This is a genomic window from Streptococcus pseudopneumoniae (assembly GCF_001076775.1).
Taxonomy (GTDB): Bacteria; Bacillota; Bacilli; order Lactobacillales; family Streptococcaceae; genus Streptococcus; species Streptococcus pseudopneumoniae_G.
This window is the reverse complement of record NZ_JVGV01000018.1, coordinates 91129-117893: the sequence shown is the minus strand read 5'-3', so window position 1 is coordinate 117893 and position 26765 is coordinate 91129. Positions and strand designations below refer to the sequence as shown.

The following is a 26765-nucleotide window of genomic DNA, read 5'->3' as shown; positions in this document are numbered from 1 at the left end:
TATTTTGTTGTAAAAAATAAAACAGTAACCTCAGGATGGCTACTGTCTAGTCTCATTTCTTCTTAAAACCTTTATTGACTTAATAAATGGTAGAAAAGAACCTTAAAAATCATAAAATACACAACCAATCTTTTCGAAACATTTATATTATAAGTTTTATTGTAGAGTTTTAATATATTTATTCTAGTATTTGATTTTTCAATGATTCTATTATTTGTTATCATTCAATTGATATCATTGTTAAAACCTGACGAAATACTTGATTTTTGCAGGCGGTATTTAGACTGGTATTAGGATGACTTTCCACAATTTTCATGACGGTATAGAGACCAACTCCTCTCTCCTCCCCTTTAGAGCTTGCTCCAAAGGAGAAGATTTCAGAAATATCGATGCCCTCTTCTTTGATGGAATTTTCAATGATAAATGTCTCCTGTGCTCCATTTTTAAAAAAGGCGATTGAAACGTGAGGTTGACTGGCCTCTGCACTGGCTTCAATAGCATTGTCACAAAGGATAGACACAATGGTTAGAAAATCAAGCAGTCTCATTCCCTCGACCTGAATCTCCTCAGGAACTTCGACATTAAAGACTATGTTCTTATCTCTAGCTTTTAGAAATTTCCCTGCTAGGAGACTTTTGAGGGCTTTATCACGAATATTCACTAATCTGCCCAGGTCATATTTGTTGTCCTGCAATTTTTCACTGGAATCCTTTAAAACAGAGTCGTAAACCTCTTTTATCTGCTCCATATCCTCCTCTTCAATGCCCAGACGTAAACTAGTCAAGAGGTTGCTATAATCATGCCGAAAGCTCCGTACTTCCTTGTAAAGTTCCTCTATATGCCGACTATAGCGTTCCATATCTCTATAGCGCAAGGTCTGCTCTTGGTTCAGTTTCTCCTGAAGTTTTTCCTTCAAATAGGTATCTAATTTCTTGATAACCCCCATAAAAAAGAGTAGATAAAATACCAGAATGAAATGGCGAACAGTCGTTGATTGTATACCTTGTACATATTCAAAATAAGACAGACTTTGCATCACTAGATAGTAAGCCCCCATTATCCAGTTAATCTTAGTCAGGGACTTTTGAAAATCTTTATCGGAAATCTCCTTTCTCAAACTAGTAAAATCATAGTCTAACCATTTCAAAAAGGCTAGAGAAATAAAGCAAATGAAAATTTTTATACATAACCAAATAAAAGAGCGGTCATCATACACATGCCCTTGCCCTAAAAATGGAAGCACAAAATAAGAAATACCTCTATAAAAGAGATTCACCAATATCATTGGAAAGAGACCATAAAAGAAAAGCAGTTTTTTAGGAAGTCCTCTTAACAGTAATAAAGACAAGCCTATGCCGTACAAGGGTTCCACAAAATAAGATAGGTAATTATTTCCTACTATATAGCTAATCGTTACAAAAATAACTACTAAAAGTAGCTTAAAAAGAAAAGCTTTAAAGACTCTCTCCAGAGTTAGAACAATTCCATCCACCTTAAAAAATATAAACAATTCCAATCCAGATAGCAAAAACACATATACGATCTTCCAAACTAATTCCATCCCATCACCTCACTCAGTGCAAGTTATTGATAGCCTCAGACACTTCCCTGACCTTATAACGCGCTATCATACAGCTACCACCATTGGGAAAGAAAAGCAGTTTTTCTTTCTTATCCAAACGCACCACATTGGCAGGATTGATGAGAAAAGAGCGATGGCACTGCAAGAGACGAGGTTCCTGCTTGAGAATCTCCTCCAAACTCGCTGTAAATTCCAACCTATCTGTCTCGCTATAGAGAATGACATGATGGGGTCTGGGAGACGTTTCGAGATAGTAAACCTCTTTAAAAGGATACTGGAATTGGGCAAATTTTGATTTAAAGTAAAAGCAATCTTCCGCTAGACTCTTACTGTCTTGACTATTGGCATAGAGGAGGGCTGTCTCGATCCGAGATTCAAACTCCTCTGCCGAAAGAGCCTTATCAATGTAGTCCAAAGCAGACACTTGGTAGCGAAAGGACAGGGGCATAAACTCTGAGTGAGTCGTCACAAAGACTATCAAGGCATAAAGATCCCGATCCCGAATCTTTCTAGCCACTTCCAGCCCCTTCATCTCCTCATTTCGAATCTCAATATCCAAAAAGAATAGCTGATGCGCCCCCTTCTCATGCACCTCTGCCAGCAGTTGGTCTGGCTTGCCAAAGACCTCAAAAGAGCTGGGAGTGATATGATGTTCTTTCAAGAGTTTCTCAATTGTCGTTTCAATTCTAGCTTGTTGGGAAAAATCATCTTCTAAAACAAATATTCTCATCTTCTTACTCTCCTTGTTTCAACCATTTTTGACGAATTTCTCTATAGCGACGTCTAGCATACTTGACAGCGTATTGACCTTCTTCTCCAAGAAAAAGGATTCTTTCTTGAAAATCAATCGATTTTACTTTATCAAGATTGACCAAACAATTTCGATGACACCTCATCAAGGTTTCTCCATATTGGTTCTCAAGATTACTTAAATTTTGAACCATATTAAAACTAGCTTCTTCTGTAACAATCTGTACAGTATGGGCTTTAGTTGGATGTGCTTGGATATAGTAGATATCGTCGACGTTTACTTTATAGGCTATTTTCTGTGTCTGAATAATCATATGTTTCATTGGATTCTCCTCCTAAGAAGAGAATAACAGAAAAAATCTAACACAAGCCCACCAAATCCTAAACAGTCTTTGAAAACTCCTAAAAGGATTATTTTTCTACAACATCATGATGGGCTTACCACTATTTTATCATAAAATCTTAACAGTACCATTCAGGAAATTTCAAGAACAATTAAAGATTTGATGGTGAAAAAGAAGATAAAAGTGATAGAATGACAGTATCAAAACACAGTTGCTAGAATCAAAACTAGCACCCAGATTAGAGGAGGAATTCTCATGACAGATACAGACCCTATCAAAAGAGCTCAGACTTTGATAACTGACTTAAACAAAGCCTATCAAGCATGCAAACAGGCAACCGCTGACGACGTCCGCTTTCAGGAGCAATTAAACTCTATTCTTGGTTTTTTAGCCAAGGCTGAGACAGTGGATAATCGAGTCTTGATTGAACTGGAAAAATTCTACCAGACTTCCAGTCTTCTCATGGGACTCAGCGCTCTTGATCCAGATGCTCCTACTCGCGCTGCTTGGCGGGCCTATGACCGTTTCCACTTTGACCAAGTCAAGACCAAGTTGAGTCTCTACGGACCAACCATTCTCTTGTAGAAAATAAAAGAAGCTGAGCTAGATTGAACTCAACTTCTTTTTTAGTATCATATAAGCAAGTTTTAGTCCTGCATCTGACGTTTTACCTGATAAGGTAAGTACAAGACTAGTAAAACCAAACCAGCTCCCAGTAAGGCTAGAAGGGCTAGTTTTTCTTGGAAGGTCACAAGGCCGACAACTAATTCCACAAGTAAAACAAAACTGGTCAATCCTCGGACAACCGCCTGCAAGCCTTTTTCCTTTTGCCCCTTGTCCAGTGGAAAAAGTTGAGTCAAATACTGGTAGTCAAAGGCGTGATAGAGAGCCAGCAACTGGAAGAGCAAGAGGTAGTTAAAGAGAACCACCACTGCTGTCGCAATCCAAGCTTGCTCGATAAAGACCTGCGCCAGCAAGGAAAGCAAGAGCAGACGGAGACTGAGGGCAAAGAGGTCTCCATTTCGCAGATAAGAACGCAGATAGAGATTTTGCCAAATCTTTCCAGGCACCTTCTGAACAGCCTTTAGGATAAAGTCCAGATAGGCACGACGCTTGACGCTGTTTGAAATTCCCTTGACCTGCGTAAAGAGGGCAAAGAAACGAAGTAAGATTTGCTTACGCTTGCTTTCTTGAGAAATGACATAGTCCCAGTCCAGTCCAGTTTCAGTGAAAAATTTGCTGGCCTTTTGACGAAAGAGGAAATATTTACCTAACCCAAACAAAAGCACATAGATTAGGAAGACAGGCAAGCCATAACCCATGGCTAAAAATAAGGGCGCAAATAACAGCAAGAAAAGGGTCTGGATAAAGAGCCAAAAGACTAGGGAAATGCCCGTTTGACGCTTGAGGTGGAGCTTGATTTCCTCTTCTCCAACCAAGAGAAAGAGCTTGTCTGGAGCCTCCATATAAGTGGCAATTCCACCCCAAAGCAAAAGTAAAACAGACGTAATTCCTACAAATAAAAGGATAGGCCAATGATTTTCAGGAAAATCTTGTAAGAGTTGACTGTACTGGTAGGCTAGAAAGCCCAGCAGAACAAGCAGGAACAAGACAAAGTGGTCATTGAGAACATAGCGCAGATAACCAAGACACTCCTTACGAAAAGCCTGCTTTCTCTTTAAAAACAAGTCTTTCATATCTCCTCCTCTTTGGTCAGAGCCAAGTAAATATCATTCAAACTGGCCTCAGGCATGTTAAAGGCTTCGCGCAGTTGCGCCAGATTTCCCTTGGCACGCACTTCCCCCTTGTGGAGAATGACAAAGGCATCACACATCTTCTCAGCCGAATCCAGCACGTGGGTACTCATGAGAATAGACTTGCCTTTTTGCTTTTCCACTTCCAAAAGCTGAATCAAGTCCGCAATAGCCAGCGGATCGAGACCAAGGAAAGGCTCATCCACGATGAAGAGACTCGGATCCACCACAAAAGCACAGATAATCATGACCTTCTGCTTCATCCCTTTTGAAAAATGAACAGGGAACCAATCTAATTTCTGGTCCAAACGGAACATTTTTAACAAAGGTTCTACTCGATCAAAAGCTACTTTCTGCTCAATACCATAAGCCATGGCAACCGTTTCGATATGCTCTCTGAGGGTCAATTCCTCATACAAGCTAGGTGTCTCAGGAATGTAGCCAATTTGCTTGCGGTAGCTCGTTGCATCTTCTTGCAGGGTCAAGCCATTGATATTGATGGAACCACTATAAGGTGTCAACAGACCGATAATCTCATTAATAGTCGTCGATTTACCAGCACCATTGAGACCAATCAAACCAACTAACTGCCCACTTTCAACAGTAAAGGACACATCTTTCAAGACAGGGACATGAACATAGCCACCTGTCAGGTTTTTAATTTCTAACATATTTTCTCCAAATCTGGTATAATGTAGCTATATTATATCAAAATTCAATACAGTAGAGGTAGATTTTATGTCAGATTGCATTTTTTGTAAAATCATCGCAGGGGAAATTCCTGCTTCAAAAGTATATGAAGATGAGCAGGTTCTTGCCTTTCTTGATATCTCTCAAGTGACACCAGGACACACCTTGGTCGTTCCAAAAGAACACTATCGTAATCTTTTGGAAATGGACGCTACTAGCGCCAGCCAACTCTTTGCCCAAGTTCCAACAGTGGCTCAAAAAGTCATGAAAGCTACCAAGGCTACTGGTATGAATATCATTACCAACTGTGAAGAAATCGCAGGGCAAACCGTCTTTCATACCCACATTCACCTCGTGCCTCGCTACAGTGCGGACGATGACCTCAAGATTGATTTTATCGCCCACGAACCAGACTTTGACAAACTTGCTCAAGTCGCTGAAACCATCAAAAACGCCTAAGGAGTTGCTATGAAATTATCCAACCTACTGCTATTTGCAGGAGCTGCAGCCGGAAGCTATCTGGTCACAAAAAATCGCCAAACCATCACAGATGAAGTCTTGAATACCACTGACCGCGTTCAAGCTATCAAGGACGATGTAGATATTATCCAAAATAGCCTGCAAATCATCGACCAGCAAAAAGAACTCATCAAGGAATACCAAGAAGACCTGACTTACAAATTTAAAGTCTTGGAAAAAGATATCCAGACTAGACTAGCTGTGATTAAAGAAACACAGGAAATCGAAGGTAAGTAAAAAGAGCCCGACGGCTCTTTTTAGTTTATAGATTTTTTAAGACTTTCCTTAAGTAACGACGGACGGTAGCGACCTTCTTCGAAGTTCCATACCTAAACTTTGAGCCTAGGTCTCAAAGTTTCCGAACACCTGAAATCAAACTGTTGCAGGTGTTTTCATTACGGCGGAAAGTCTGGGAAATTATTTGATTTATACTCAATGAAAATCAAAAAGCAAACTAGGAAACTAGTCGCAGGTTACTCAAAACACTGTTTTGAGGTTGTAGATAAGACTGACGAAGTCAGTCACATATATACGGCAAGGCGACGTTGACGCGGTTTGAAGAGATTTTCGAAGAGTATTAGTTATGAAATGGTGAATGCGTTGTCTAAATTGTGATGTATAATTGACGGGATATGGGATATGGCTTGTTTACACTTAAAAAGAGCCCGACGGCTCTTTTTTACTTTATTCTCCTTCAAAGGCATCTTTTATATGGTCAAAGAAGCCTTTTTTCTTTGGATTGACTTTTAAATCACCTGCAGCTGCGAATTCTTTCAAGGCTTCTTTTTGGCGGTCGTTCAAGCCTGTCGGAGTAACGACATTAACGGTAACGTATTGGTCACCAACTGCACCGCCACGAAGACTCGGAGCTCCTTTACCACGTAGACGGAATTTCTTACCAGTCTGAGTGCCCTCTGGGATAACCAATTCAACATCACCGTGAACAGTTGGGATATCAACTGTATCACCAAGAGCTGCTTGGACAAAGTTGAGGTTGAGATTGTAGAAGATAGTGGTTCCTTCACGTTCAAACTTGTCGCTGGCTTCCACAGAAACCACTACATACAAGTCACCGTAAGGTCCACCATTAAAGCCAGCCTCACCTTGACCCGCTAGGCGAATTTGTTGACCTGTTTCCACACCGGCAGGGATTTTGACATGTACGCTATGGGCTTGTTTTTCATGCCCTGTTCCATGACAAGTTGTACATGGATCTTTAATTTCTTTTCCGCGACCATGACAGACATCACAGGTTACTTGGCGACGCATCATACCAAGCGGAGTCTGTGTATCGACGTTAATGACACCAGAGCCATGACAGCGTCCACAAGTGACTGGACTTGTTCCTGGCTTAGCACCAGAGCCATTACATGTACGACAGCTTGCTTCACGATTGTACTTAACTTCTTTTTCAGCTCCAAAAATAGCTTCTTCAAAGGTCAAGTTCACACGATACTGGAGATCATCCCCTTGACGAGGAGCGTTTGGATTGCGTGAAGCACCGCCTCCGCCGAAGAAACTTGAGAAAATGTCCTCAAAACCACCGAAGCCACCTGCTCCGTTGAAACCGCCAGCTCCACCACCGAAGCCTCCAAAGCCACCATTGGCACCCGCAGCACCATATTGGTCATAGGCCGCCCGTTTTTGGTCGTCACTCAAAGTCTCATAGGCTTCTTGAACTTCCTTATACTTTTCCTCAGCGCCAGGCTCCTTGTTGATATCTGGGTGGTATTTTTTCGAAAGCTTACGATAAGCCTTTTTGATCTCGTCTGCCGAAGCGTTTTTTGACACCCCCAGACGATCATAAAATTCAGTATTGTTCATACAAGATACCAAGACCGTAAAATTCGACTGAAAAATAAGAAATCTGACGCTGGAGCGATGCTCCTAGACAGATTTATCTTTTTTCCGAGAATTTAGGTCGGGTTCAATTCCTTTCTTTTATATTGAGTAAGAAATTTGGGAACCCGTGTTCAATTCCCTGAACACCTTTGTTCCTTTCTATAATTTTCATGTAAATCTTTAGAGGCTGTTTTCTATACTCTGCTTCACTTGATTAAACTCTTCATCTGATAGAGTAAATATCAAATCCTCTTCAGCATACTCGTTCTGTTCTTTAAAATAGTTGTCCGTATTCTCTGCCAACCCTAAACCGAAAATCACTTTTCTTGCAAACTCTTGATGTGCAAAACCGATAGCCGTAATGATTTGTTTATCTTGGACAAGAACTTTCGGTTGAAAATTCTTACGTGGAAGAAATTCAAAATAATCAAAGAAGTTTTGCCAAATTCCACCTGTAAATTTCGTGTCGTTCAACAAGCCAGCTTTCGCTAGTAAAATGGGCGCTGAAGAAATGGCTGCAATTAGGATATCTTGCTCATTAAGACTTCTCAAAAACGAAATCAATTTCTCATCTTGTAGAGCAGGACCTATATTGACCATTCCTGGCAAAATTACACAAGAATAATCTTCTATACAGAGCTGATCCAATGTTTTCGTCGGTTGACAGGGCAAACCATCCTCAGAGACTACCATCGAATTCTCAGAAGCGACATAATCAATCGTGATATCAAAAGACAGAGCTAAAGTACTCGTTAAAGTGGTTATCTCATAAAGAGAAAAATTAGGATAAATGATACAAAGTACTTTTTTCATACGCAACATCCTCTATTTTATCGAAAAACAGAGGCTGGATTGCAACCTCTGTGGATGAGTGAAGTAACTTAAATCAAATTTATTTTGATTTTAAATATCCAATAAGCACACAAACATTTATATATTTTTGTCTCTTCTTAGTATTGGCTATAAAATTCCAATAGATTAGAAGGAAAACACAGACAACCCAAACCATGCCAATTATAAACGATATTATAAATTCTGGTTTTTGTATGGTTGCTGATACTAGTGCTGATACTAGCGCTGACAACAATACTGAAGTAACAAAATTCCTTACCGCCTCATCATTTTTAACACAACTTTCATGCTCAGCTAAAATAATTGCTTTATACCTAGCCAAATACACTACTGGAATATTATCTATAAAATCTTTTGCAGATTCATAACTATCAGCTTTATTACAAAAATCATTATAAACTTTTCGTGTATTTTTTAGATACTCTTCATCCAATACACTCATCTTACTTCTCCGTAAACTCTCCGTCTACGACGTCATCGCCTGCGTTTCCTGTTGCTTGTGCGCTTTCTGCTCCTGCTTGAGCTTGTTGGGCTGCTGCGGCTTGTTCGTAGAGTTTAACAGCAAGTCCTTGAGCTTTTTCGTTCAATGCTTCAAGTTTTGCTTTCATGTCGTCCAAGTTGTTGTCTTCTTGAGCTTTCTTAAGGTCATCAAGGGCAGCTTGGGCAGCGTCACGTTCTGCGTCGAAGCCTTTGCCTTCAGTTTCCTTGATTGTCTTTTCAGTCGCAAAGATTGCTTGGTCTACTTCGTTACGAAGGTCAACTTCTTCTTTACGTTTCTTATCTGCTTCAGCGTTAGCTTCTGCATCTTTCATCATGCGGTCGATTTCTTCATCTGTCAAACCTGAGTTAGATTGGATGACAATAGTTTGTTCTTTTTGAGTTCCAAGGTCTTTAGCCTTAACAGAAACGATACCATTCTTGTCGATGTCAAATGTTACTTCGATTTGAGGAATTCCACGAGGTGCAGCTGGGATATCTGTCAATTGGAAACGTCCAAGAGTCTTGTTATCTGCTGCCATTGGGCGTTCACCTTGAAGAACGTGGATATCAACGGCTGGTTGGTTGTCTGCTGCAGTTGAGAAGACTTGTGATTTAGATGTTGGAATAGTAGTGTTGCGATCGATAAGTTTTGTGAAGACACCACCCATTGTTTCGATACCAAGTGACAATGGTGTTACGTCAAGAAGGACAACGTCTTTGACATCACCAGTAATCACACCACCTTGGATGGCAGCACCCATAGCAACTACTTCGTCAGGGTTTACTGATTTGTTTGGTTCTTTACCAGTTTCAGCTTTAACAGCTTCTACAACGGCTGGGATACGAGTTGACCCACCAACAAGGATAACTTCATCGATTTCTGACAAGCTCAAACCTGCATCTGAAAGGGCTTGACGAACTGGAACTTTTGTACGTTCTACAAGGTCACGAGTCAAATCATCAAATTTCGCACGAGTCAAAGTCATTTCCAAGTGAAGAGGTCCAGCCTCACCTGCAGTGATAAATGGCAAGCTGATTTGTGTTGAAGTTACACCAGAAAGGTCTTTCTTCGCTTTTTCAGCTGCATCTTTCAAACGTTGCATTGCCATCTTGTCAGTAGACAAGTCAATACCGTTTTCTTTCTTGAATTCTGCTACCAAGTGGTCGATGATTTTTTGGTCAAAGTCGTCACCACCAAGTTTGTTGTCCCCTGCAGTTGACAATACGTCGAAGACACCGTCACCCAATTCAAGGATAGAGACGTCGAATGTACCACCACCAAGGTCAAATACTAAGATTTTTTCTTCTTTATCAGTCTTGTCCAAACCGTAAGCAAGAGCGGCTGCAGTTGGTTCGTTGACGATACGTTCTACTTCAAGACCAGCGATTTTACCAGCGTCTTTTGTTGCTTGACGTTGAGCATCGTTAAAGTAAGCTGGAACTGTGATAACTGCTTTAGTTACTTTTTCACCAAGGTAGTCTTCAGCGTAGCCTTTCAAGTATTGAAGAATCATAGCTGAAATTTCTTGTGGAGTGTATTCTTTTCCATTAGCAGAAACTTTTTCAGAAGTTCCCATCTTAGATTTGATAGAGATAACTGTATCTGGGTTTGTGACTGCTTGACGTTTTGCAGCATCACCAACGATGATTTCTCCGTTTTTGAATGATACTACAGATGGAGTTGTGCGGTTTCCTTCTGGGTTTGCGATGATTTTGCTTTCAGTTCCTTCAAGAACTGCTACTGCTGAGTTTGTTGTACCTAAGTCAATACCGATAATTTTAGACATGTGTTTTTCTCCTTGTTAGTTAATTTTCTATTTTTGATATTTCCCTTAAGTGGTGGGGACGTGAGCAACTCCCTTCGGGATTTCATCACTTATTTTTGAGCCTATTGTCTCAAAAATCCCCTGTTTCAGTAGCAGAAGCTACTGAAACTTTCACCACGGCGGGAAATATCTTCCTTGCAAGCCTCCGGCTTGCCTCTTATCTTTCTTCATAGTTTATTGTCGTTTCGGACAAATTTTGTCAAGTTTTCTAAACTAGTTATAGACCACTACCATTGCTGGGCGTAGGATGCGGTCATGGAGTTTGTAGCCTTTTTGGAAGACTTGGGCGATGGTATCTGCTGGGTGTTCATCGTCTGCTGGGAGAGTTTGGATGGCCATATGATAGTTATGGTCAAATTCGCCGTCAGCTGCGATTTCTTCGATTCCTTCTTCTTTCAAAGCGTGAATCAAGCTTTCTTGCACCATCTCCAATCCTTTTTTGACGTCGTCTGTCAAACCTTCAACTGCGAGTGCACGCTCAAGGTTGTCCAAAGAAGGGAGAATTGCTTTTGCCAAGTCCTGGCTACGATAACGTTGCAAGTTTTGACGCTCTTCATTGGCACGACGTTGGATATTTTGCATTTCTGCATGAGCGCGAAGGTATTTATTTTCGAACTCATCTGCACGTTCATTTGCCAAGTCCAATTCAGACTTCTCAGGAGTTGTTTCTTCTACCGTTTCCACAACTTCCTCTTCTTGGACTTCTTCTACTTCTTCATTTTTTATATCTTGGGCCATTTTCGCCTCCTTTAATGATTTCAATCTTAATGTACTTCATAATGATTACTGCTGAGGTAGCGGTAAAAATCTGTCAACTTCATGGTCAAAACACGATTGACTACATTGACTTGGTTGATTAGCTGTTGGTAATCCAGATTGACCGGACCGATAATGGCTAGAATCCCAACTCCCCGATAAGGAATGAGGAACTTACTGCTAATCACCGCCAAGTTAGCTAGACAGGATTCTTGACTGTCCGCAACACGGACATTTTGCATCTGATCCTCATGCAGCCCCTCACGAATCTCCAGAGCCACCTTTTGCGGTTGATCAAAGAACTGATAGGCTGCTAGATTGGCAAAATTCAAGAGATTGACCTTGCCCGCCACCACAATGTTTTCGTTAAACATTTCTTTAAAAATATGTTCAAAGAGATCCATGACATTGTCCGTTGTTGTGAAGTAACGCTGGATAATCTGCGGAATCTCCGTCCGAATCTTGTAGTGAATATCTAGAACGGTGTGGCCGAGGAAACGTTCCTGAATGATGCTCTTCAGTTTCAGCAAATCCTCCTGCAAGAAGTTCCTTGGAATCAGAAATTGACTGGTAACCGTTCGAGACTCGTCTAGGGTAAATACTGCCAAGGCTGTATGTTGCCCCAAAACAACGATATCAAAGGCTGTCAACCGTTGCCTGCTCGGCTCAACATCCAGTGCCACTACCGTACAGCCACTCAGGTCTGTCAGTAGATTAGCAGCCTCTTGAAAAATATCTTCCAATTTGAAGAATTCCTGATCAAAGGCTTTGACAATCTCGTAAACCTCATTTTCAGCCAGTCGGTCAAAATCCAGTGAGTGTTTCACATAGTACTGAAAACCAGCAACACTTGGCATTCGACCACTTGAAGTATGGGCCTTCTCAAGCAACCCTTGCTTTTCTAGAGCCGCCATGTCATTACGAATGGTTGCACTGCTAGAGTTAATAGACTCTTGCAAGGCTTTGGATCCGACAGGTTCGTGCGTTTTGGTAAAGATGTCAATAATCAGATTTAAAATATCCTGCTGACGCTCTGTAACCACCTCATCACTCCTCTCTGTCTGATCGATTAGCACTCGATACGCTCAAGTGCTAACTTATGATTCTATTATACACCCTTAAAAGAGAATGTCAAGATAAAAACTCAAAAAATTAGCACTCTTTTGTCAAGAGTGCTAAAAATCAGTCTGAAGACCTAGAAACTTACTGTTCATCTACTTGATATTTCCTTTTAAGTCTGAAAAAACCATAGATTAGATAAGAAATCATAAAAGCATATAGAGCAAAAATGACAAAGAAAGATTGAGACAGTTCTTCTCGAAACAAACTCATACAAACAACAAGACCACCTGAGAAAGCAACTGTGCATGAACGAAGTCTATTTCGCATAACTTCCCATCTGAGCCCCTTACTCATATAGACTTGATCCTCTGAAAGTATATCATAAGCTGGTTTACGAAGAATCGAACAAGAACCTGCTCCTATCAATTCCCAACCTCTATTTCTAAAATCTTGCAGTTCATGCTTATGCTTTTTAAGAAATCTAGAATCATAGATACAGTAGATGATATCATCTGGTTGACATTGGTCAAAATAGAAAAAACCAAAACGACTCGTTCTATATCTCCAGCCTTTCAAGTGCATCTCATGCAAATAATCTTCTTCCTTGTCCAAATCAACAATGGTGAAAATCCGAAATTGCTTTTTATTTATCATGACTTTCCCTCCAATTTTGAGCATATCTACCCTATCATAAATCTGATAATTCCTTCTTTTTATGCCATAACTTCCAGCTAATATAGGCAACTATTAACAAGAGGATTAAAGACAAGAAAATATCTAGCCCAACCACAAGAAATTTCCATAGATCAAACGTATTACTCCTATCGAGCAACATAAATAGTAATAGTATATGTATGGCTAGCAAAAGTAAAACAGGTACTAGTCGCAGTCTTAAAATGCGATTAACCATATCCAACTTGTTAGTAGCATCGTTATAAATTTCAAACTCTGCAGCCGATTCAACTTCAGAATGCGCTTTTCTAAAATAGGAAAAACTATTAAAGTCTGTAATATGCTCCCAACCACAGTCTTTAAATAGTTGTAAATAGGAGGCTCTCTCTGATTTTTCCATTGGGTAAAAATCCAACTGATAAGACACTTGCTCAGGCTGACACTTTTCAAAGGTATACTTAACTGCAAACAATAAGATAGAGTAGCTTACTTCCCTAAGTTTCCATCCCTTAGCATGCATTTCTCTAAAGTATAGAGCCTCCCTCTCATAATCCGCAATTGTAAAAATTCGATAAACAATTTTCTTTTCCATCATCCTTCCTCCCGACTGTTTCTGTAGAGTCGTTCAATACGATTCAATTCAATATCTAAAACTTTTCGTCCCAAGTCTGTAATCTGATAGATTTTCCGTTTTTCCTCTTCTCGGACAAAGGAAATCAAACCATCCCTTTCCATTTTTGACAAGGTTCCATACATAGTTCCAGGACTGATTGAAACTTGCGAATCTGTCATTTCCCTGACCTTTTGCGTAATACTATAACCATGACCTTCCTTTTGCAGACAGAACAAGATATAAAAACCCGTTTCCGTCATCGGAAGATAAACTCGACGAATCTTATCCGTTAATTCCATTTGCATTCACCTCCTATTCAGTTCGATATATCGCACTTCATTATATAAAATATATCACACCTCGATATAAAACGCAAGAAAAAAGACCGCCCTCAGGCAATCTTTCTTCTATATTAGTATTAGTAAAGGTCTAAATAGTTATCAATTTCCCATTGTGAAACGAAGGTTGCATAACTTGCCCATTCGATTCGTTTAGCTTCGAGGAAACTAGTATAAATATGTTCTCCGAGAGCCGCTCTGACAACTTCATCTTCAGTCAGAGCTTTCAAAGCGTTGTGAAGGGTTGATGGAAGGTCTGTAATACCAGCTTCCTTGCGCTCTTCTGCTGTCATGATGTAGATATTTTCTTCGATAGGAGCTGGTGCTTCGATTTTATTTTCAATACCATGCAAACCAACTTCCAAAAGAACTGCCATAGCGATGTACGGGTTCGCCATTGGATCCACTGAACGCAACTCAAGACGAGTCCCCATACCACGTGAAGCAGGCACGCGCACAAGTGGCGAACGGTTACGACCAGCCCAAGCAATGTAAACCGGTGCTTCATAACCTGGAACCAAACGTTTGTATGAATTAACTGTTGGGTTCATGATGGCAGTATAGTTGTAGGCATGCTTAATCAAACCGCCAAGGAAATGGTAGGCCGTTTCTGACAACTGCATTCCTTTTGGATCATTTGGATCAAAGAAGGCATTGTTTCCTTCTTCATCAAACAAGGACATATTACAGTGCATACCTGATCCAGCAATACCAAATTTTGGTTTGGCCATAAAGGTTGCGTAAAGACCATGTTTGCGAGCAATGGTTTTAACAACAAGTTTAAAGATTTGAATCTTATCACAAGCACGGAGAACTTCATCGTACTTAAAGTCAATCTCGTGTTGTCCAACAGCAACCTCGTGGTGACTCGCTTCTACTTCAAATCCCATTTTGGTTAAGACATTGACAATCTCACGACGTGTGTTGTCCGCAAGGTCAGTAGGCGCCAAATCAAAGTAGCCACCCTTGTCATTCACTTCAAGTGTTGGGTCTCCATTTTCATCCAACTTAAATAGGAAGAATTCTGGCTCTGGTCCAAGGTTAAAGGATTTGAATCCCACTTCTTCCATGTGACGAAGAGCACGTTTCAAATTGCCACGAGGGTCACCTGCAAATGGCTCACCTTCTGTTGTATAGACATCACAGATCAAACCTGCAACACTTCCATTTTCATCTCCCCAAGGGAAGACTGTCCATGTATCCAAGTCTGGGTACAAGTACATATCTGATTCATTGATACGTACAAAACCTTCGATAGAAGATCCATCAAACATAGCCTTGTTTGACAAGACTTTATCTAACTGTTCATCTGTAGCAGGAATTTCGACGTTTTTCATGGTTCCCAAAATATCTGAGAACATGAGACGAATAAAGGTAACATTTTTTTCCTTGACTTCACGACGAATATCTGCAGCTGTGATTGGCATGAGTTTTCTCCTTAATGTATGACTACTTGCGGTTGCCTAACCGCGACCAAAAGGTGACCGTACCGAAGCAAAGCGACCCTGTTGGAGGAGTTCATTATGAAGTGCACGACGCACCTCAGTCTGACTCACCGCTTTCTTGGATTTCGCTTCACGTTCAGCATATTTTTTCTTAATGGCAGCGATATTATAACCTTCAGAGATATAATCTTTGATTTCAAGCAGACGATCCATGTCATTCAAAGAATACATGCGACGGTTTCCTTCGTTTCGATCAGGCTTGATCAACTCTTGATCTTCATAATAACGAATCTGACGCGCCGATAAATCGGTCAACTTCATAACACTGCCGATAGGAAAAACAGCCATATTTCGGCGAAATTCTTTTTCCTTCATTTACAATTTCCTTCTTTCTGTCTATTATAGTCTAAAAAAAGACAAACGTCAATTGATAATGTTATAAAATGTAACATTATTTTTCTTTTTTCTCTAAAAAGAGACGAATACGATCAATATCGTAATTTACGAGAATTGCGACAAAAACTCCCATGAAAGTTTCTGATACACGCGCAAACACGTACAAAATCGTTTCACCGCTCGGAATCGATAGGGTAATGATTAACATAGCTGCTACACCACCTATAACACCTGCTTTGTTATTCATGGCTACATTTGTCATAATGGTTAACATGGTGCAGATGGGAACAACAACCAAGGTCACCCAAAAGGCTTCGTGGAAAAAGGTATTTAATAGGAAGAAGATCAGGGCATAGAGGCCACCGATACTATTTCCTAGAATACGCGAAGTCCCAAAATGGACACTCTTATCAAAACTCTCCCTCAGGCTAAAAACGGCTGTCAAAGCACCGATTTGAAGACCTTTCCAGCCAAAAAAGCCAAAAATCAAGAGAACTAGAAAAACAGCAATACCTGTTTTAAAGGTTCGCATACCAAGTTTGAACTGGGATTTATCGAATTTATATTTTTTAAAATAACTCATAATCTCAACTTTCTATTTCCATTTTATCATAAATTGGCTGATTTTATGAGCAATAGTTGAGAGGAAGCGTTTTTATTTTAAGCAAAAGAAAAGAGGAACTTTCATCCCTCTCTTCTTTGATTTATTTATAAAATCTTATTTTTCTGTCAAAGCTGCAAGTCCTGGAAGAACTTTACCTTCAAGAAGTTCCATTGATGCTCCACCACCAGTAGAGATCCATGAGAATTTATCTGCACGTCCAAGATTGATCGCTGCAGCAGCTGAGTCACCACCACCAATGATTGATTTAACTCCTGGTTGTTTCACGATAGCGTCCATCACACCAATTGTACCAGCTTGGAAGTCTGGGTTTTCAAATACACCCATAGGTCCGTTCCATACAACTGTTTTCGCACCAGTCAAAGCTTCATCAAATTTAGCGATAGATTTTGGACCGATGTCAAGACCAAGGAAGCCTTCAGAAACTGCTTCACCTTCAGTGTCACGCACTTCTGTGTAACCAGCAAATGCGTTTGCTTCTTTTGAGTCAACTGGCAAGATCAATTTACCATTTGCTTTTTCAAGAAGAGCTTTCGCAACATCCAATTTGTCTTCTTCTACAAGTGAGTTACCGATTTCGATACCTTGTGCTTTGTAGAATGTGTAAGTCATACCACCACCGATAAGGACTTTGTCAGCTTTTTCAAGCAAGTTTTCGATAACACCAATCTTGTCTGAAACTTTTGAACCACCAAGGATAGCCACGAATGGACGTTCTGGAGTTTCAACTGCTTCTTGGATGTAGGCGATTTCGTTTTCAAGAAGGAAACCAGCAACTGCTTTTTCAACGTTTGCTGAGATACCAACGTTAGATGCGTGTGCACGGTGAGCTGTACCGAATGCATCGTTTACGAAGATACCATCTCCAAGTGATGCCCAATATTTACCAAGTTCAGGATCGTTTTTAGATTCTTTCTTGCCATCAACATCTTCGTAACGAGTGTTTTCAACCAAGAGAACTTGTCCATCTTCAAGAGCGTTGATAGCTGCTTCCAATTCAGCACCACGAGTGACACCTGGGAAAACAACGTCTTGGCCCAATTTAGCTGCCAAGTCTGCTGCTACAGGAGCAAGTGATTTACCAGCTTTATCAGCTTCTTCTTTCACACGTCCAAGGTGAGAGAAAAGAATTGCACGTCCACCTTGTTCGATGATGTACTTAATAGTTGGAAGAGCTGCTGTGATACGGTTGTCGTTAGTGATTACGCCATCTTTCAATGGTACGTTGAAGTCAACACGAACGAGGACTTTTTTACCTTTCAAGTCAACGTCTTTAACAGTAAGTTTTGCCATGTTACAAAAACCCCTTTAATTATTTTATTCGAAACTATTATATCACACTTTGGAAATATAAGGAAAGATTTCACAAGATTTTTCGATATTTAATCTTCATCTTCTTTTTTCTGTTTCAATGTCAAGGCTAAACTAGCAAGACCAAGGCTGGCCAATCCTGCTATTAGGGCTTCATTGGCATCAGCAGTTCCTGTATTTGGCAATTGTTTGCCTGCTTCTTCTGATTTAACTGCTGTATTTTGGGCTGGTTTTTCTTGTGTAGGCGCTACTGCTGGTTCAGTTTTTACTTTTGTTCCAATTTCAACAATTTCTGGAATCGTTTCTTGGATGACTTCTGTTGAACGAAGGCGACGCTGACCGTTTTCATCAACTTCAAAGACATGTCTTAATAGACCATCTCGTCCCTGTATGATGACTCGTTGTTCCCCAACTAGCATATCAGCATTTTCATGCTCTTGACGATCAAAGGCAACCTTTTCCTCTTGAACTTCCAATTTAGGAGCCTTTTGTTGATCAGAAGCCGGTTGATTAGTAGGTTTTGGAAGATCTGTGTTTTGTGGTGCTGGATTGGCAGGAATGAGACCAGTACCTACTTCTACGATTTCAGGGCTTGCTTCTTTCAAAACTTCTGTAGCGCGAAGGGTACGATTGCCTTGACTATCTACTTCAATCAAACGGCGAATTTGTCCTTCAACTCCTTCTTGGACAAGTTGACGTTGACCGACTGTAAGATTTGGATTTGGACGTTCTTGGTGTTCGAAGGCAATACTTGTCTCTTCAATTTCTAATTTTGGAGTATCCACAACCAAATTCTTGACACCTTCAGTTGGTTCCTTGCTTGAAATAACTTTTTCTACTGGTTTAGCAGGTTGTGGTTTTTCAGCAGATTCATAAACAAAGGCATAATGAGTAAAGTGTGGTGCTGTAAAGATAACATGACTATCCGTTTGTTCAAAAGCCAATTCTACTGCCTCTTTGCCTTCAGGCAAGAAGAAGACTTTCTTCACTTTCTTATCTTTTTCAATTGGAATTTTCACAATAGAAGCGTAAGAGAGATCAACGTCTTGACCTTTTTCATCTAGACCTTCTATTTCAAAGACATGAGCATCTTCTCCAGCAAAGTATTTCTTCTCTTCAGCACTTGCTTGAACACGCTCTACTTTCAAGCCCTTGATGATAGTCTTCTCTTTATTTGAGAAGTGTACCTCAACACCTGTTTTACTATCAGAAAAGACTGCTGGCTTGTCTTCTTTCAATAAAGCAACCAGATCTTTTAGACTCTGTTTCGCTGTTGCAAGCTCTTCTGGACTCAAATCTACTTTTTCAACCAAGGCCTTATTTTTCTCAAGAAGCGGAGCTAGGGCAGAACCTGAAGGATGGTTTGGTTTGGCAGCCAAGAGTTCTTGAGCCTCACCTGTTAAGCGATCAAGTTCTGTCTTTTCTTCCGTAAATTTCTCTTGACCATTCAGAGCTTTATGAGCTTCTGTCAATTTATTAAGTCGGTCATTGACTTGATCTTGGGTGCTAGTTTCATGGTCTTTCAACACTTGTTCGGCCGCTTCAATTGCTTTCAAGAAGGCTTCTTTTACTTCTGGTGAAGCAAAGTTATAGACCACCTTGTTCTTAGCCGCTTCAACTTCTGCTAATTTTTGTTTAAGGTATTCATCGTTCAATGCTGCTTTTGGAGATACCAAAACATCAAAGTTGACTTCATGACCTTGGTAACGAAGCGTCAAGGTTTGACGACCGGTCTTTTGAGCATCGTAACCAGAAATTTCAACTCCCTCATCAGTAAAGGAATGTTCTTCCATGGTGTCATTGCTATAAGCCACTGCAAAGCGTCCTTCAGACAAGTCTAAGCTATCACCAACTAGGTAATCTTTTTTCGGTTCCTGACTTACTTCAATTCCCAAAATAGTTTTCGGACTTGCTTCATCTTGACTAGTAACAGTCACTGATAAATTAGCATGTACCGGTTGTCCCAAATATTGTAAAGTAAGATTTTGTTCTCCCTTATGATGCGTATCAAAACCTGATACTGATACACCCGCGTGAGTTAGGCGAATAAGTTCGTCCTCAGCTCCACCTTCATACTGAACTCGAAGAACACCACCTCTAAGGTCCAAATCCTCCCCTTCGGCGTAGCTTGTTTTCTTAGGTCCTGTTTCTAGGCTGACTGACTTGATTCTTCTGTCATCTTTTGGAACGGAAACTGCTAGGATATTACTAATTTCCTTGCCTGGCAACTGGGTACGATAGTAAAGAAGACCAGATTGATTTGTCAAATCCAATGGTGCACTTGCTAGGTCTCCTCCAACTTCGCTCTTCAAGGTTGCAAGCGGAGTTTGAGAATTTGGATTATCATAAACGGTAATGGTTGCTCCAGCTGGTACATCCGCAAAGCCAACTTGTACCTTGTTATTGCCTAGAGAACGGGCTGCAGCCTTGGCCATCGGAATATTGACACTTTCAGTATCAAGCTTTTCATACATTCTCCAGTTATAGATACGAATAGCCTTCCATGGAGTTCCATTGTCGGAAGTGACAACATTCAAGCGCCAATCTTGAGCTGTGATTGGTTTATCAAGGGTAATATCTGTAACATGGGCTTTATTGCCACGAACTTCCTTAGCCAACTTCCATTGACCATCCGCATCTTTATAATAAAGGTCAAAGTCTTTGGTGTTCATCAAACCGTCGTTTACAGATTCTCCACCAGCTCCAGCATGGTCCATCACCCATCTAACAACTGTACGTGGCTGGGTCAAACGAATATCCACACTACCACTTAACTGTCCAGAAGACCACTTGTCTGAAAGACTGGTAATGGTACCATTCAACATACCTTCAATACCTTCTCCACCTTCAGTCTTAGGGAAAGTACTATCAATAACTGTTGCACCTGGAACGATATTTTCAGCTAGTGGTTTTGGTAGGCTGGTATCTTTTACAGTCATGCCCCAATCAAAGGTTGTAGTTGCAGCTTCTGAACGAACTCCATTTTTACCGACTGCTACAACCTTCAGTTCTTGAGTTGTACCTTGAGCACTTGCTGAGCGGCTAACTTTTGGTAGATAAATAGTTGTAGAAGATGAGCCAGTTAGTAATTTCCAGCTGTCTCCATCTTTTTCGTAAACTTCATAGAAATCTGCATCCTTGTTGCCTTTAAATTGCACAACTGCTTCCGCTTCTTGGGCATTTTTAAGGACTTGTTTGGCTACAGCTACTGTGGTTGGTGCCTGAGGAGCATCTTGATTATTGCTGATGGTCAATTGCCCCAGGTTAAATTGATAGCCTTTTAAGTCTTTGTCATTTTCAAAATAGAGTTTAATACCGTAAATTGTTTTACCTGCTAAGGCACTCAAATCAAAATCATCGGTAGTCCAGTTATCTGAAACTGTCAATTCTTTACGGGCAGCTTCATCACCGTAGGTATAATCTTTCTTGGTTGCAAATTCTACATAAACCTTGGTTCCCTTGCCTCCTTTGTGGGCAACATGCAATTTGGTTGTATCTGTCACCTTCAAGCGAGTAGAGTACAAATTCACATCTTGCTTGGTCGCACCTGAAAGATCCCCTGCAAATTTGAGAGAAGTTCCACCATTATAAGCATCTTCAAAATCATAGCTTGCTTTCAACTTATCACCAGTTGATTTTTGCCACCAGCGCCATGTTGGAAGAACACCTGAAACTGAACGGTAATTCCACTCAGAATCCTTAGAAACCTTACCATCTACGAACCATTTTCTACCATGACCTGTATTAAAAGAGGTAGTAAAAGTATTACCTACTGCTGGCGTGCGGTCCGCAACTAGGTTAGCAATCCCATACCAATCTTTATCACCTGGTTTTTGGCCAGTAGGGTCTCCTTGGTAACCTGTAAAGAAGATATCTTCATTCTTATGATAATCTTCACCAGTTTTTCCTAAACTTGTAATGGTATCTGGGGCGAACAAACCAAGAGAAAGGCGTAATTTCCCATTTTCATCTAAAATGTCATTCCACTTAACCTTGGTCTTGTAGGAACCACCCTGTTGCAATTCCAAACCTGCAAATACGTCATAAGGATTACGGCCAATCCAGTTGGCAGTTGCAATAGTGTAATCATTTTTAGCCTTATCCCAATTAAAGTTAGCAAAGAAGTTATCTGCTGGAACCTTATCTCCTTCTGGTTGCATGAATTGGTAGTTGTATTCTCCCAAACCATCTTGGTGGTAACGTCCATAGTTATAAGTCATGGCATCGTACCAAGAATACTTGATTGGATGGTTTACCTTAGCAGCATACTCCTTGGTATAGAGCATAAACTGGCGCATCTTTTCTCCAAGAGGTTCAACCAAATCCCCAGTTGTTTCCTGGTTGATGAAATAGCCATCATAGCCATAATACTTGGCCATATCCACCAATTTACGGGCAATTGGGAAGCTACCATCTGGGTCTTGCTTCAAAGCTTCAGCAAATTTTTCTTGATCTGCAATACTATTAGACCAGTTGAAGAAGAGTGTACCATATACAGGAACCCCGTTACGGTGACCTGCATCAATAACGTCAGGAGTTGGTACGAGACCTTCCCAGAAGACCATTGAATCTAAATATTGCCAATAGTCAAAAGCATAGGCCTTGAACTCTTCTCCACCAACAGAAGCATGGTCTTTTGCTTTAGAATTGGTGTTGGATAGGGCTTGAACTTTTGCTTCCTTGCTAGCTTTTTCATTGACCAAATGACCTGTCCGACGCGAAGCGAGGGCAACAGATCCGCGGTTAATAGCATCATCTTCACGAGCACCTGGTTCCCATTTTAACAATTCTTCCCAAGAATTAAATTTGATTTCCTTTGGTTTTAATGTTTTTTCCGTATTTTTAGGGACATCTGGCTGGACTTCTTTCTCAGTCTTATTAGCTTCTGCTGCTGGCTTAGACTCATCTCCTTGGCTAGTTGCTTCGGGCTTTGCTTCTATTTCCTTTTCAGACTTAGGTTTTGCTTCTGCAGATGGTGTTTCTGCAGCCACCTCACTTGCTTTTTCCTCTGGTTTAGCTGCGCTAGCTGCTTCTGCGGTTTCAGTAGTTGCAGCTTCATTGCTTGCTGGCGAAGCAGTTTCAGATGCTGTCGCTACTCCTTCTGCCTTTTCTGGCTTATTTTCTCTAGCATGTTCTCCTTCATGCTGCTTGTCAGCTTCATTAGTTGGATGCTCACTCTCTCCTGAAACAAGCTCTGTATTAGCTCCATTATTTTCAGGAACTGCAGTTTCTTCTGCTAAGGCTGGACCAGCAAATAAAACAGCACCAATAATCAGCGAGCAGGCTCCTACTGATAACTTACGAATACTGTAACGACAACGTCTTTCAAAAAATGGATTCTTCATTTTCTCCTCCTAAAAAATTGATTTTGTTGCACAAAAGAAAGCGCTTAACTTTCTTTATAAAATTTTTATCCCAATCACAGGGACCAAGATAATTCCTCCCTCATTTTAAAATATTTCTTTTAAATGTCAATATATAAAAGGAAATACCTATATCTAGGTTAGAAATTGGTAAAATTAATATAATTAAGGCCCATTCTAACGAATTTTCTTTCTAAAATCTTAGCTTAACACTTGTTAGATTTACTTTTATCCTTTAAAATAGAATAGGAGAAATTCCGTTATTATTTTTCGGAGGAAAAAGAAATGTCCATTAATTGGCAGGAAATTTTATTTCACTTTTTAGGTGGTCTAGGATTATTCTTATATAGTATCAAGACCATGGGAGACGGTTTGCAACAAGCTGCTGGAGATCGCCTTCGTTTTTACATTGACAAATATACCAGCAATCCGTTCTTCGGTGTGCTAGTTGGTATCGGTATGACGGCGCTAATTCAGTCAAGTTCTGGTGTCACAGTCATTACAGTGGGGCTAGTCAGCGCAGGACTTTTGACCTTGCGTCAAGCTATCGGTATTGTCATGGGTGCCAATATTGGAACTACCGTTACATCCTTTATCATCGGTTTTAAGCTAGGAGATTACGCCTTACCAATGCTTTTCATCGGAGCGATTTGTCTCTTCTTCACCAAGAATCGCTCTATCAATAACATCGGACGTATCATTTTTGGTGTAGGTGGTATCTTCTTCGCTCTCAATCTTATGAGCGGTGCAATGGAACCTCTAAAAGACCTGCAAGTCTTTAGAGACTATATGGTTGAACTAAGTAAGAGTCCTATTCTAGGTGTCTTTGTCGGAACTGGACTAACCCTACTCATTCAAGCTTCTTCCGCAACTATCGGTATCCTACAGAATCTTTACGCAAGTGGTTTGATTGATCTACAAGGTGCCCTACCAGTCTTGTTTGGTGATAATATCGGAACGACCATTACAGCTATTATTGCTTCTCTTGGAGCCAATATCGCTGCCAAACGTGTTGCTGGTGCCCACGTCGCCTTTAACGTGATTGGTACGGTTATCTGTATCGTCTTCCTTGTGCCTTTCACCGGCTTGATTCAATGGTTTGAATCTACACTCAATCTGGCTCCAGAAATGACCATTGCCTTCGCCCACGGAACCTTTAATATCACAAATACTATTATCCAATTTCCATTCATAGGAGCCTTGGCCTACTTTGTAACCAAGCTCATCCCTGGTGAAGATGAAGTTGTCAAGTACGAGCCACTTTATCTTGATGAGCATTTGATTAAACAAGCTCCATCAATCGCTCTCGGAAATGCAAAGAAAGAACTCCTTCACTTGGGAAATTATGCTTCTAAAGCCTTTGACCTTTCATACAACTACATCATTGACCTTAATGAAAAGGTTGCTGAAAAAGGACACAAGACAGAGGAAGCCATCAATACCATTGATGAAAAATTGACTCGTTACCTTATTACTCTTTCAAGTGAAGCCCTTAGCCAGAAAGAAAGTGAAGTGCTGACCAACATCCTTGATTCATCCCGTGATTTGGAACGGATTGGGGATCACGCTGAGGCCCTAATCAATCTGACTGACTACCTTCAACGTAAAAATGTTGAGTTTTCTGAAGCTGCTTTGCAGGAATTGGCTGATATCTATCAAAAAACCACTGGCTTTATCAAGGATGCCCTTGATAGCGTGGAAAACAATGATATTGAAAAAGCTCAAAGTCTGATTGAACGCCATAAAGAAATCAACAATATGGAGCGTGTTCTCAGAAAGACCCACATCAAACGCCTCAACAAGGGTGAGTGTTCAACACAAGCTGGGGTCAACTTTATCGACATCATTTCCCACTATACTCGTGTATCTGACCACGCCATGAACCTTGCTGAAAAGGTCATCGCTGAACAAATCTAAGAACCAAGAAGCTATCCTGAATGGGATGGCTTTTTTCTTTTCCTAACCAAGAATTGCTTTTCTACCATATAAAAAATGCTTTGATCCACAATGGAATCAAAGCATTTTAAAGAGCTCCCCATACATAATCGCAGAAGCTGCAGTTCCTCTGTACTTAGCTTCTTCTCTTTTGATAAAGCGAGCCAAGTTGAGCAACTCAGGTGCCGGATGTTTGGGATTTAGGAGCAATTCACGATTGACCAGGCCTGAGAGACGAACTGCCAGCAATTGCTCATTTGTAGTAGGCAGTTTTTTAGCAGTCTCTAGGAGAGCAGCAACTAAATCTTCACTCAAATCATGTCGAGCATGATTGTAAAGATCTTTTACAAGGCCTTCTAGGTTTGGTTCTACCATCCCTACCACCTCCTTAAGTTTAATAATTTTTAATCAAATCAACCGTTGAACGATCTAATTTTTTCACCAAGGCTTGTAAGAAAGCTTGCGCTTCTAGGAAGTCATCCATCGCATAGAGGGTTTGGTGAGAGTGGATATAACGAGCGCAGACACCGATTGTTGTAGAAGGAACACCTCCATTTTTCAGATGGGCTGCGCCAGCGTCCGTTCCGCCTTTGCCACAGTAGTATTGGTACTTGATACCAGCTTCTTCAGCCGTTGTCAAAAGGAAATCCTTCATTCCTGGGAGAAGCAAGTGACCTGGGTCGTAGAAACGAATCAAGGTTCCATCCCCAATCTTGCCTTGACCACCATAAACATCACCAGCAGGTGAGCAGTCAACTGCTAGGAAAACTTCTGGGTCAAACTTGGTTGTAGATGTATGAGCACCACGCAGACCAACTTCTTCTTGGACGTTAGAGCCAAGATAGAGTTCATTTCCGAGTTTTTGACCTGAAAGAGCTTCCGCCAACTCGCTCACCATAAGAACTCCGTAACGGTTATCCCAAGCTTTTGAGATAATATTTTTTTCATTGGCTGTCAAGATTGCAGAACTATCTGGTACGATGGTGTCGCCAGGACGGATACCAAAGCTTTCTGCCTCAGCCTTATTCGCAAAACCACCATCAAAAATAATATCTGAAATAGCTGGCATGGTTGGTCCACCTGTTCCACGTGTCAAATGTGGCGGAACAGAGCCCGAAATCACAGGAATTTCACGACCGTCACGAGTCAGGAGTTTGAAACGTTGGCTGCTAACCACCATGGGGTTCCAGCCACCGATTTCTACCACACGGAAGGTACCATCTGGCTTGATTTCGCTGACCATAAAACCAACTTCATCCATATGAGAAGCGACCAAGACGCGCGGTGCATCTGCAGCTTCTGAATGCTTAATCCCGAAAATACCACCTAAGCCATCTGTCACCACTTCATCCACGTGCGGTGTCAACTTTTCACGAAGATAAGCACGGACAGGTGCTTCATGACCTGAGATCGCAGCAAGTTCTGTTACTTCTTTGATTTTTGAAAATAATGTTGTCATTTCAGTTCCTTCTTTCTTTCATCCATTCTACCACTTTTTATAGGAGAAGGATAGCGGGAAGGTGGATAGTTTTTTACTCAGTTTTCCTACTAAAAAAGAGAGACAGATGTTTTTTCAGGAATTTTTCTTTCTTTTTACATTAAATTGTCAGAAA

25 protein-coding genes and 1 pseudogene are annotated in these 26765 nt (G+C 40.7%); 4 read left to right on the top strand and 22 right to left on the bottom strand.

Going from position 1 to position 26765, the window contains the following annotated elements:
• Nucleotides 1–220: 220 nt before the first annotated feature.
• From ADJ60_RS04885 to ADJ60_RS04875, 3 genes are read right to left on the bottom strand one after another with little or no spacing between them, the layout of a single operon-like run.
• Nucleotides 221–1561, bottom strand: coding sequence for a sensor histidine kinase (locus ADJ60_RS04885; protein WP_049543791.1), 1341 nt, complete (start codon nucleotides 1559–1561; stop codon nucleotides 221–223).
• A gap of 13 nt (nucleotides 1562–1574) precedes the next feature.
• A complete protein-coding gene (locus ADJ60_RS04880; RefSeq protein WP_049543790.1) occupies nucleotides 1575–2312 on the bottom strand; it encodes a response regulator transcription factor in 738 nt (245 codons plus the stop codon).
• 4 nt (nucleotides 2313–2316) lie between these two features.
• Nucleotides 2317–2655 carry a LytTR family DNA-binding domain-containing protein gene (locus ADJ60_RS04875; RefSeq protein WP_049543788.1) on the bottom strand — a complete coding sequence of 113 codons (339 nt, stop codon included), beginning with the start codon at nucleotides 2653–2655 and terminating at the stop codon, nucleotides 2317–2319.
• Between the two features lie 276 nt (nucleotides 2656–2931).
• Between ADJ60_RS04875 and ADJ60_RS04870 the strand changes: the two genes are divergently transcribed.
• Entirely contained in the window at nucleotides 2932–3261 is a 330-nt protein-coding gene (locus ADJ60_RS04870) for a hypothetical protein (RefSeq protein WP_000132585.1), read from the top strand.
• A gap of 62 nt (nucleotides 3262–3323) precedes the next feature.
• Here the strand turns inward: ADJ60_RS04870 and ADJ60_RS04865 are convergent, their stop codons facing one another.
• Both ADJ60_RS04865 and ADJ60_RS04860 read right to left on the bottom strand, forming a co-directional pair.
• Complete coding sequence (locus ADJ60_RS04865; protein ID WP_049543786.1) at nucleotides 3324–4373, bottom strand: ABC transporter permease; 1050 nt, start codon at nucleotides 4371–4373, stop codon at nucleotides 3324–3326.
• A complete protein-coding gene (locus ADJ60_RS04860) occupies nucleotides 4370–5101 on the bottom strand; it encodes an ABC transporter ATP-binding protein (RefSeq protein WP_049543784.1) in 732 nt (243 codons plus the stop codon). The genes ADJ60_RS04865 and ADJ60_RS04860 overlap by 4 nt, the downstream gene beginning before the upstream one ends.
• 67 nt (nucleotides 5102–5168) lie before the next feature.
• Here ADJ60_RS04860 and ADJ60_RS04855 point away from each other — a divergent pair, with 67 nt between their 5' ends.
• Nucleotides 5169–5579 carry an HIT family protein gene (locus tag ADJ60_RS04855; protein ID WP_049543782.1) on the top strand — a complete coding sequence of 137 codons (411 nt, stop codon included), beginning with the start codon at nucleotides 5169–5171 and terminating at the stop codon, nucleotides 5577–5579.
• Nucleotides 5580–5588: 9 nt separating this feature from the next.
• Nucleotides 5589–5876: a hypothetical protein gene (locus ADJ60_RS04850; RefSeq protein WP_049543780.1), complete on the top strand. Its 288-nt coding sequence runs from the start codon at nucleotides 5589–5591 to the stop codon at nucleotides 5874–5876.
• 447 nt (nucleotides 5877–6323) lie between these two features.
• On the opposite strand, the gene dnaJ is transcribed toward ADJ60_RS04850, so the two are convergent.
• The 15 genes and pseudogenes from dnaJ to ADJ60_RS11945 form a co-directional block, all read right to left on the bottom strand.
• The gene (gene dnaJ / locus ADJ60_RS04845) at nucleotides 6324–7463 is read right to left on the bottom strand and encodes a molecular chaperone DnaJ (RefSeq protein WP_023947128.1); all 1140 of its coding nucleotides are present in this window, start codon (nucleotides 7461–7463) and stop codon (nucleotides 6324–6326) included.
• Nucleotides 7464–7661: 198 nt separating this feature from the next.
• Nucleotides 7662–8294 (bottom strand): DJ-1/PfpI family protein, encoded by a 633-nt coding sequence (locus ADJ60_RS04840; RefSeq protein ID WP_000756346.1) that lies wholly within the window; start codon nucleotides 8292–8294, stop codon nucleotides 7662–7664.
• 79 nt (nucleotides 8295–8373) lie between these two features.
• Nucleotides 8374–8775 (bottom strand): hypothetical protein, encoded by a 402-nt coding sequence (locus tag ADJ60_RS04835; RefSeq protein WP_000114425.1) that lies wholly within the window; start codon nucleotides 8773–8775, stop codon nucleotides 8374–8376.
• A gap of 1 nt (nucleotide 8776) precedes the next feature.
• Nucleotides 8777–10600, bottom strand: a complete 1824-nt coding sequence (gene dnaK, locus ADJ60_RS04830; protein ID WP_049543777.1) for a molecular chaperone DnaK — start codon at nucleotides 10598–10600, stop codon at nucleotides 8777–8779.
• 252 nt (nucleotides 10601–10852) lie between these two features.
• Nucleotides 10853–11377, bottom strand: a complete 525-nt coding sequence (gene grpE / locus ADJ60_RS04825; protein WP_000046038.1) for a nucleotide exchange factor GrpE — start codon at nucleotides 11375–11377, stop codon at nucleotides 10853–10855.
• A gap of 26 nt (nucleotides 11378–11403) precedes the next feature.
• Nucleotides 11404–12438: a heat-inducible transcriptional repressor HrcA gene (gene hrcA / locus ADJ60_RS04820; RefSeq protein ID WP_049543775.1), complete on the bottom strand. Its 1035-nt coding sequence runs from the start codon at nucleotides 12436–12438 to the stop codon at nucleotides 11404–11406.
• A gap of 160 nt (nucleotides 12439–12598) precedes the next feature.
• Nucleotides 12599–13111, bottom strand: a complete 513-nt coding sequence (locus tag ADJ60_RS04815) for a DUF2812 domain-containing protein (protein ID WP_049543859.1) — start codon at nucleotides 13109–13111, stop codon at nucleotides 12599–12601.
• A 34-nt stretch (nucleotides 13112–13145) separates the two neighbouring features.
• Nucleotides 13146–13721, bottom strand: coding sequence for a DUF2812 domain-containing protein (locus tag ADJ60_RS04810; protein ID WP_049543774.1), 576 nt, complete (start codon nucleotides 13719–13721; stop codon nucleotides 13146–13148).
• Complete coding sequence (locus tag ADJ60_RS04805; RefSeq protein WP_049543857.1) at nucleotides 13721–14041, bottom strand: PadR family transcriptional regulator; 321 nt, start codon at nucleotides 14039–14041, stop codon at nucleotides 13721–13723. Before ADJ60_RS04805 ends, ADJ60_RS04810 begins: the two co-directional genes overlap by 1 nt.
• A gap of 119 nt (nucleotides 14042–14160) precedes the next feature.
• Nucleotides 14161–15507: a type I glutamate--ammonia ligase gene (glnA, locus tag ADJ60_RS04800; RefSeq protein ID WP_004255939.1), complete on the bottom strand. Its 1347-nt coding sequence runs from the start codon at nucleotides 15505–15507 to the stop codon at nucleotides 14161–14163.
• 36 nt (nucleotides 15508–15543) lie between these two features.
• Nucleotides 15544–15900: a transcriptional repressor GlnR gene (glnR, locus tag ADJ60_RS04795; protein ID WP_000659548.1), complete on the bottom strand. Its 357-nt coding sequence runs from the start codon at nucleotides 15898–15900 to the stop codon at nucleotides 15544–15546.
• 76 nt (nucleotides 15901–15976) lie between these two features.
• Complete coding sequence (locus ADJ60_RS04790; RefSeq protein ID WP_049543772.1) at nucleotides 15977–16504, bottom strand: FUSC family protein; 528 nt, start codon at nucleotides 16502–16504, stop codon at nucleotides 15977–15979.
• A 135-nt stretch (nucleotides 16505–16639) separates the two neighbouring features.
• Nucleotides 16640–17836 carry a phosphoglycerate kinase gene (locus tag ADJ60_RS04785; protein ID WP_001096743.1) on the bottom strand — a complete coding sequence of 399 codons (1197 nt, stop codon included), beginning with the start codon at nucleotides 17834–17836 and terminating at the stop codon, nucleotides 16640–16642.
• Nucleotides 17837–17925: 89 nt separating this feature from the next.
• A complete protein-coding gene (locus ADJ60_RS04780) occupies nucleotides 17926–22845 on the bottom strand; it encodes an endo-beta-N-acetylglucosaminidase (protein WP_414717616.1) in 4920 nt (1639 codons plus the stop codon).
• 291 nt (nucleotides 22846–23136) lie between these two features.
• Nucleotides 23137–23199 (bottom strand): annotated as a pseudogene (locus ADJ60_RS11945) (YSIRK-type signal peptide-containing protein); the annotation flags it as partial.
• Nucleotides 23200–23502: 303 nt separating this feature from the next.
• Here ADJ60_RS11945 and ADJ60_RS04775 point away from each other — a divergent pair.
• The gene (locus tag ADJ60_RS04775; RefSeq protein ID WP_049499742.1) at nucleotides 23503–25134 is read left to right on the top strand and encodes a Na/Pi cotransporter family protein; all 1632 of its coding nucleotides are present in this window, start codon (nucleotides 23503–23505) and stop codon (nucleotides 25132–25134) included.
• A gap of 96 nt (nucleotides 25135–25230) precedes the next feature.
• On the opposite strand, the gene ADJ60_RS04770 is transcribed toward ADJ60_RS04775, so the two are convergent.
• Together ADJ60_RS04770 and pepA are read right to left on the bottom strand one after the other, a co-directional pair.
• Complete coding sequence (locus tag ADJ60_RS04770; RefSeq protein WP_049543770.1) at nucleotides 25231–25527, bottom strand: enterocin immunity protein; 297 nt, start codon at nucleotides 25525–25527, stop codon at nucleotides 25231–25233.
• 19 nt (nucleotides 25528–25546) lie between these two features.
• Nucleotides 25547–26611 (bottom strand): glutamyl aminopeptidase, encoded by a 1065-nt coding sequence (gene pepA / locus ADJ60_RS04765; protein ID WP_049543769.1) that lies wholly within the window; start codon nucleotides 26609–26611, stop codon nucleotides 25547–25549.
• Nucleotides 26612–26765: the final 154 nt, after the last annotated feature.

Bases quoted from the DNA above. Each gene is read 5' to 3' on its own strand.
- ADJ60_RS04840 (WP_000756346.1), bottom strand. From the start codon at position 8,294: ATGAAAAAAGTACTTTGTATCATTTATCCTAATTTTTCTCTTTATGAG.
- ADJ60_RS04785 (WP_001096743.1), bottom strand. From the start codon at position 17,836: ATGGCAAAACTTACTGTTAAAGACGTTGACTTGAAAGGTAAAAAAGTC.
- ADJ60_RS04850 (WP_049543780.1), top strand. From the start codon at position 5,589: ATGAAATTATCCAACCTACTGCTATTTGCAGGAGCTGCAGCCGGAAGC.
- glnR (WP_000659548.1), bottom strand. From the start codon at position 15,900: ATGAAGGAAAAAGAATTTCGCCGAAATATGGCTGTTTTTCCTATCGGC.
- ADJ60_RS04875 (WP_049543788.1), bottom strand. From the start codon at position 2,655: ATGAAACATATGATTATTCAGACACAGAAAATAGCCTATAAAGTAAAC.
- ADJ60_RS04770 (WP_049543770.1), bottom strand. From the start codon at position 25,527: ATGGTAGAACCAAACCTAGAAGGCCTTGTAAAAGATCTTTACAATCAT.
- ADJ60_RS04865 (WP_049543786.1), bottom strand. From the start codon at position 4,373: ATGAAAGACTTGTTTTTAAAGAGAAAGCAGGCTTTTCGTAAGGAGTGT.
- ADJ60_RS04805 (WP_049543857.1), bottom strand. From the start codon at position 14,041: ATGGAATTAACGGATAAGATTCGTCGAGTTTATCTTCCGATGACGGAA.
- ADJ60_RS04885 (WP_049543791.1), bottom strand. From the start codon at position 1,561: ATGGAATTAGTTTGGAAGATCGTATATGTGTTTTTGCTATCTGGATTG.
- grpE (WP_000046038.1), bottom strand. From the start codon at position 11,377: ATGGCCCAAGATATAAAAAATGAAGAAGTAGAAGAAGTCCAAGAAGAG.
- glnA (WP_004255939.1), bottom strand. From the start codon at position 15,507: ATGCCAATCACAGCTGCAGATATTCGTCGTGAAGTCAAGGAAAAAAAT.
- ADJ60_RS04835 (WP_000114425.1), bottom strand. From the start codon at position 8,775: ATGAGTGTATTGGATGAAGAGTATCTAAAAAATACACGAAAAGTTTAT.
- ADJ60_RS04870 (WP_000132585.1), top strand. From the start codon at position 2,932: ATGACAGATACAGACCCTATCAAAAGAGCTCAGACTTTGATAACTGAC.
- dnaK (WP_049543777.1), bottom strand. From the start codon at position 10,600: ATGTCTAAAATTATCGGTATTGACTTAGGTACAACAAACTCAGCAGTA.
- pepA (WP_049543769.1), bottom strand. From the start codon at position 26,611: ATGACAACATTATTTTCAAAAATCAAAGAAGTAACAGAACTTGCTGCG.
- ADJ60_RS04810 (WP_049543774.1), bottom strand. From the start codon at position 13,721: ATGGAAAAGAAAATTGTTTATCGAATTTTTACAATTGCGGATTATGAG.
- ADJ60_RS04880 (WP_049543790.1), bottom strand. From the start codon at position 2,312: ATGAGAATATTTGTTTTAGAAGATGATTTTTCCCAACAAGCTAGAATT.
- ADJ60_RS04775 (WP_049499742.1), top strand. From the start codon at position 23,503: ATGTCCATTAATTGGCAGGAAATTTTATTTCACTTTTTAGGTGGTCTA.
- ADJ60_RS04790 (WP_049543772.1), bottom strand. From the start codon at position 16,504: ATGAGTTATTTTAAAAAATATAAATTCGATAAATCCCAGTTCAAACTT.
- ADJ60_RS04815 (WP_049543859.1), bottom strand. From the start codon at position 13,111: ATGATAAATAAAAAGCAATTTCGGATTTTCACCATTGTTGATTTGGAC.
- ADJ60_RS04855 (WP_049543782.1), top strand. From the start codon at position 5,169: ATGTCAGATTGCATTTTTTGTAAAATCATCGCAGGGGAAATTCCTGCT.
- dnaJ (WP_023947128.1), bottom strand. From the start codon at position 7,463: ATGAACAATACTGAATTTTATGATCGTCTGGGGGTGTCAAAAAACGCT.
- ADJ60_RS04860 (WP_049543784.1), bottom strand. From the start codon at position 5,101: ATGTTAGAAATTAAAAACCTGACAGGTGGCTATGTTCATGTCCCTGTC.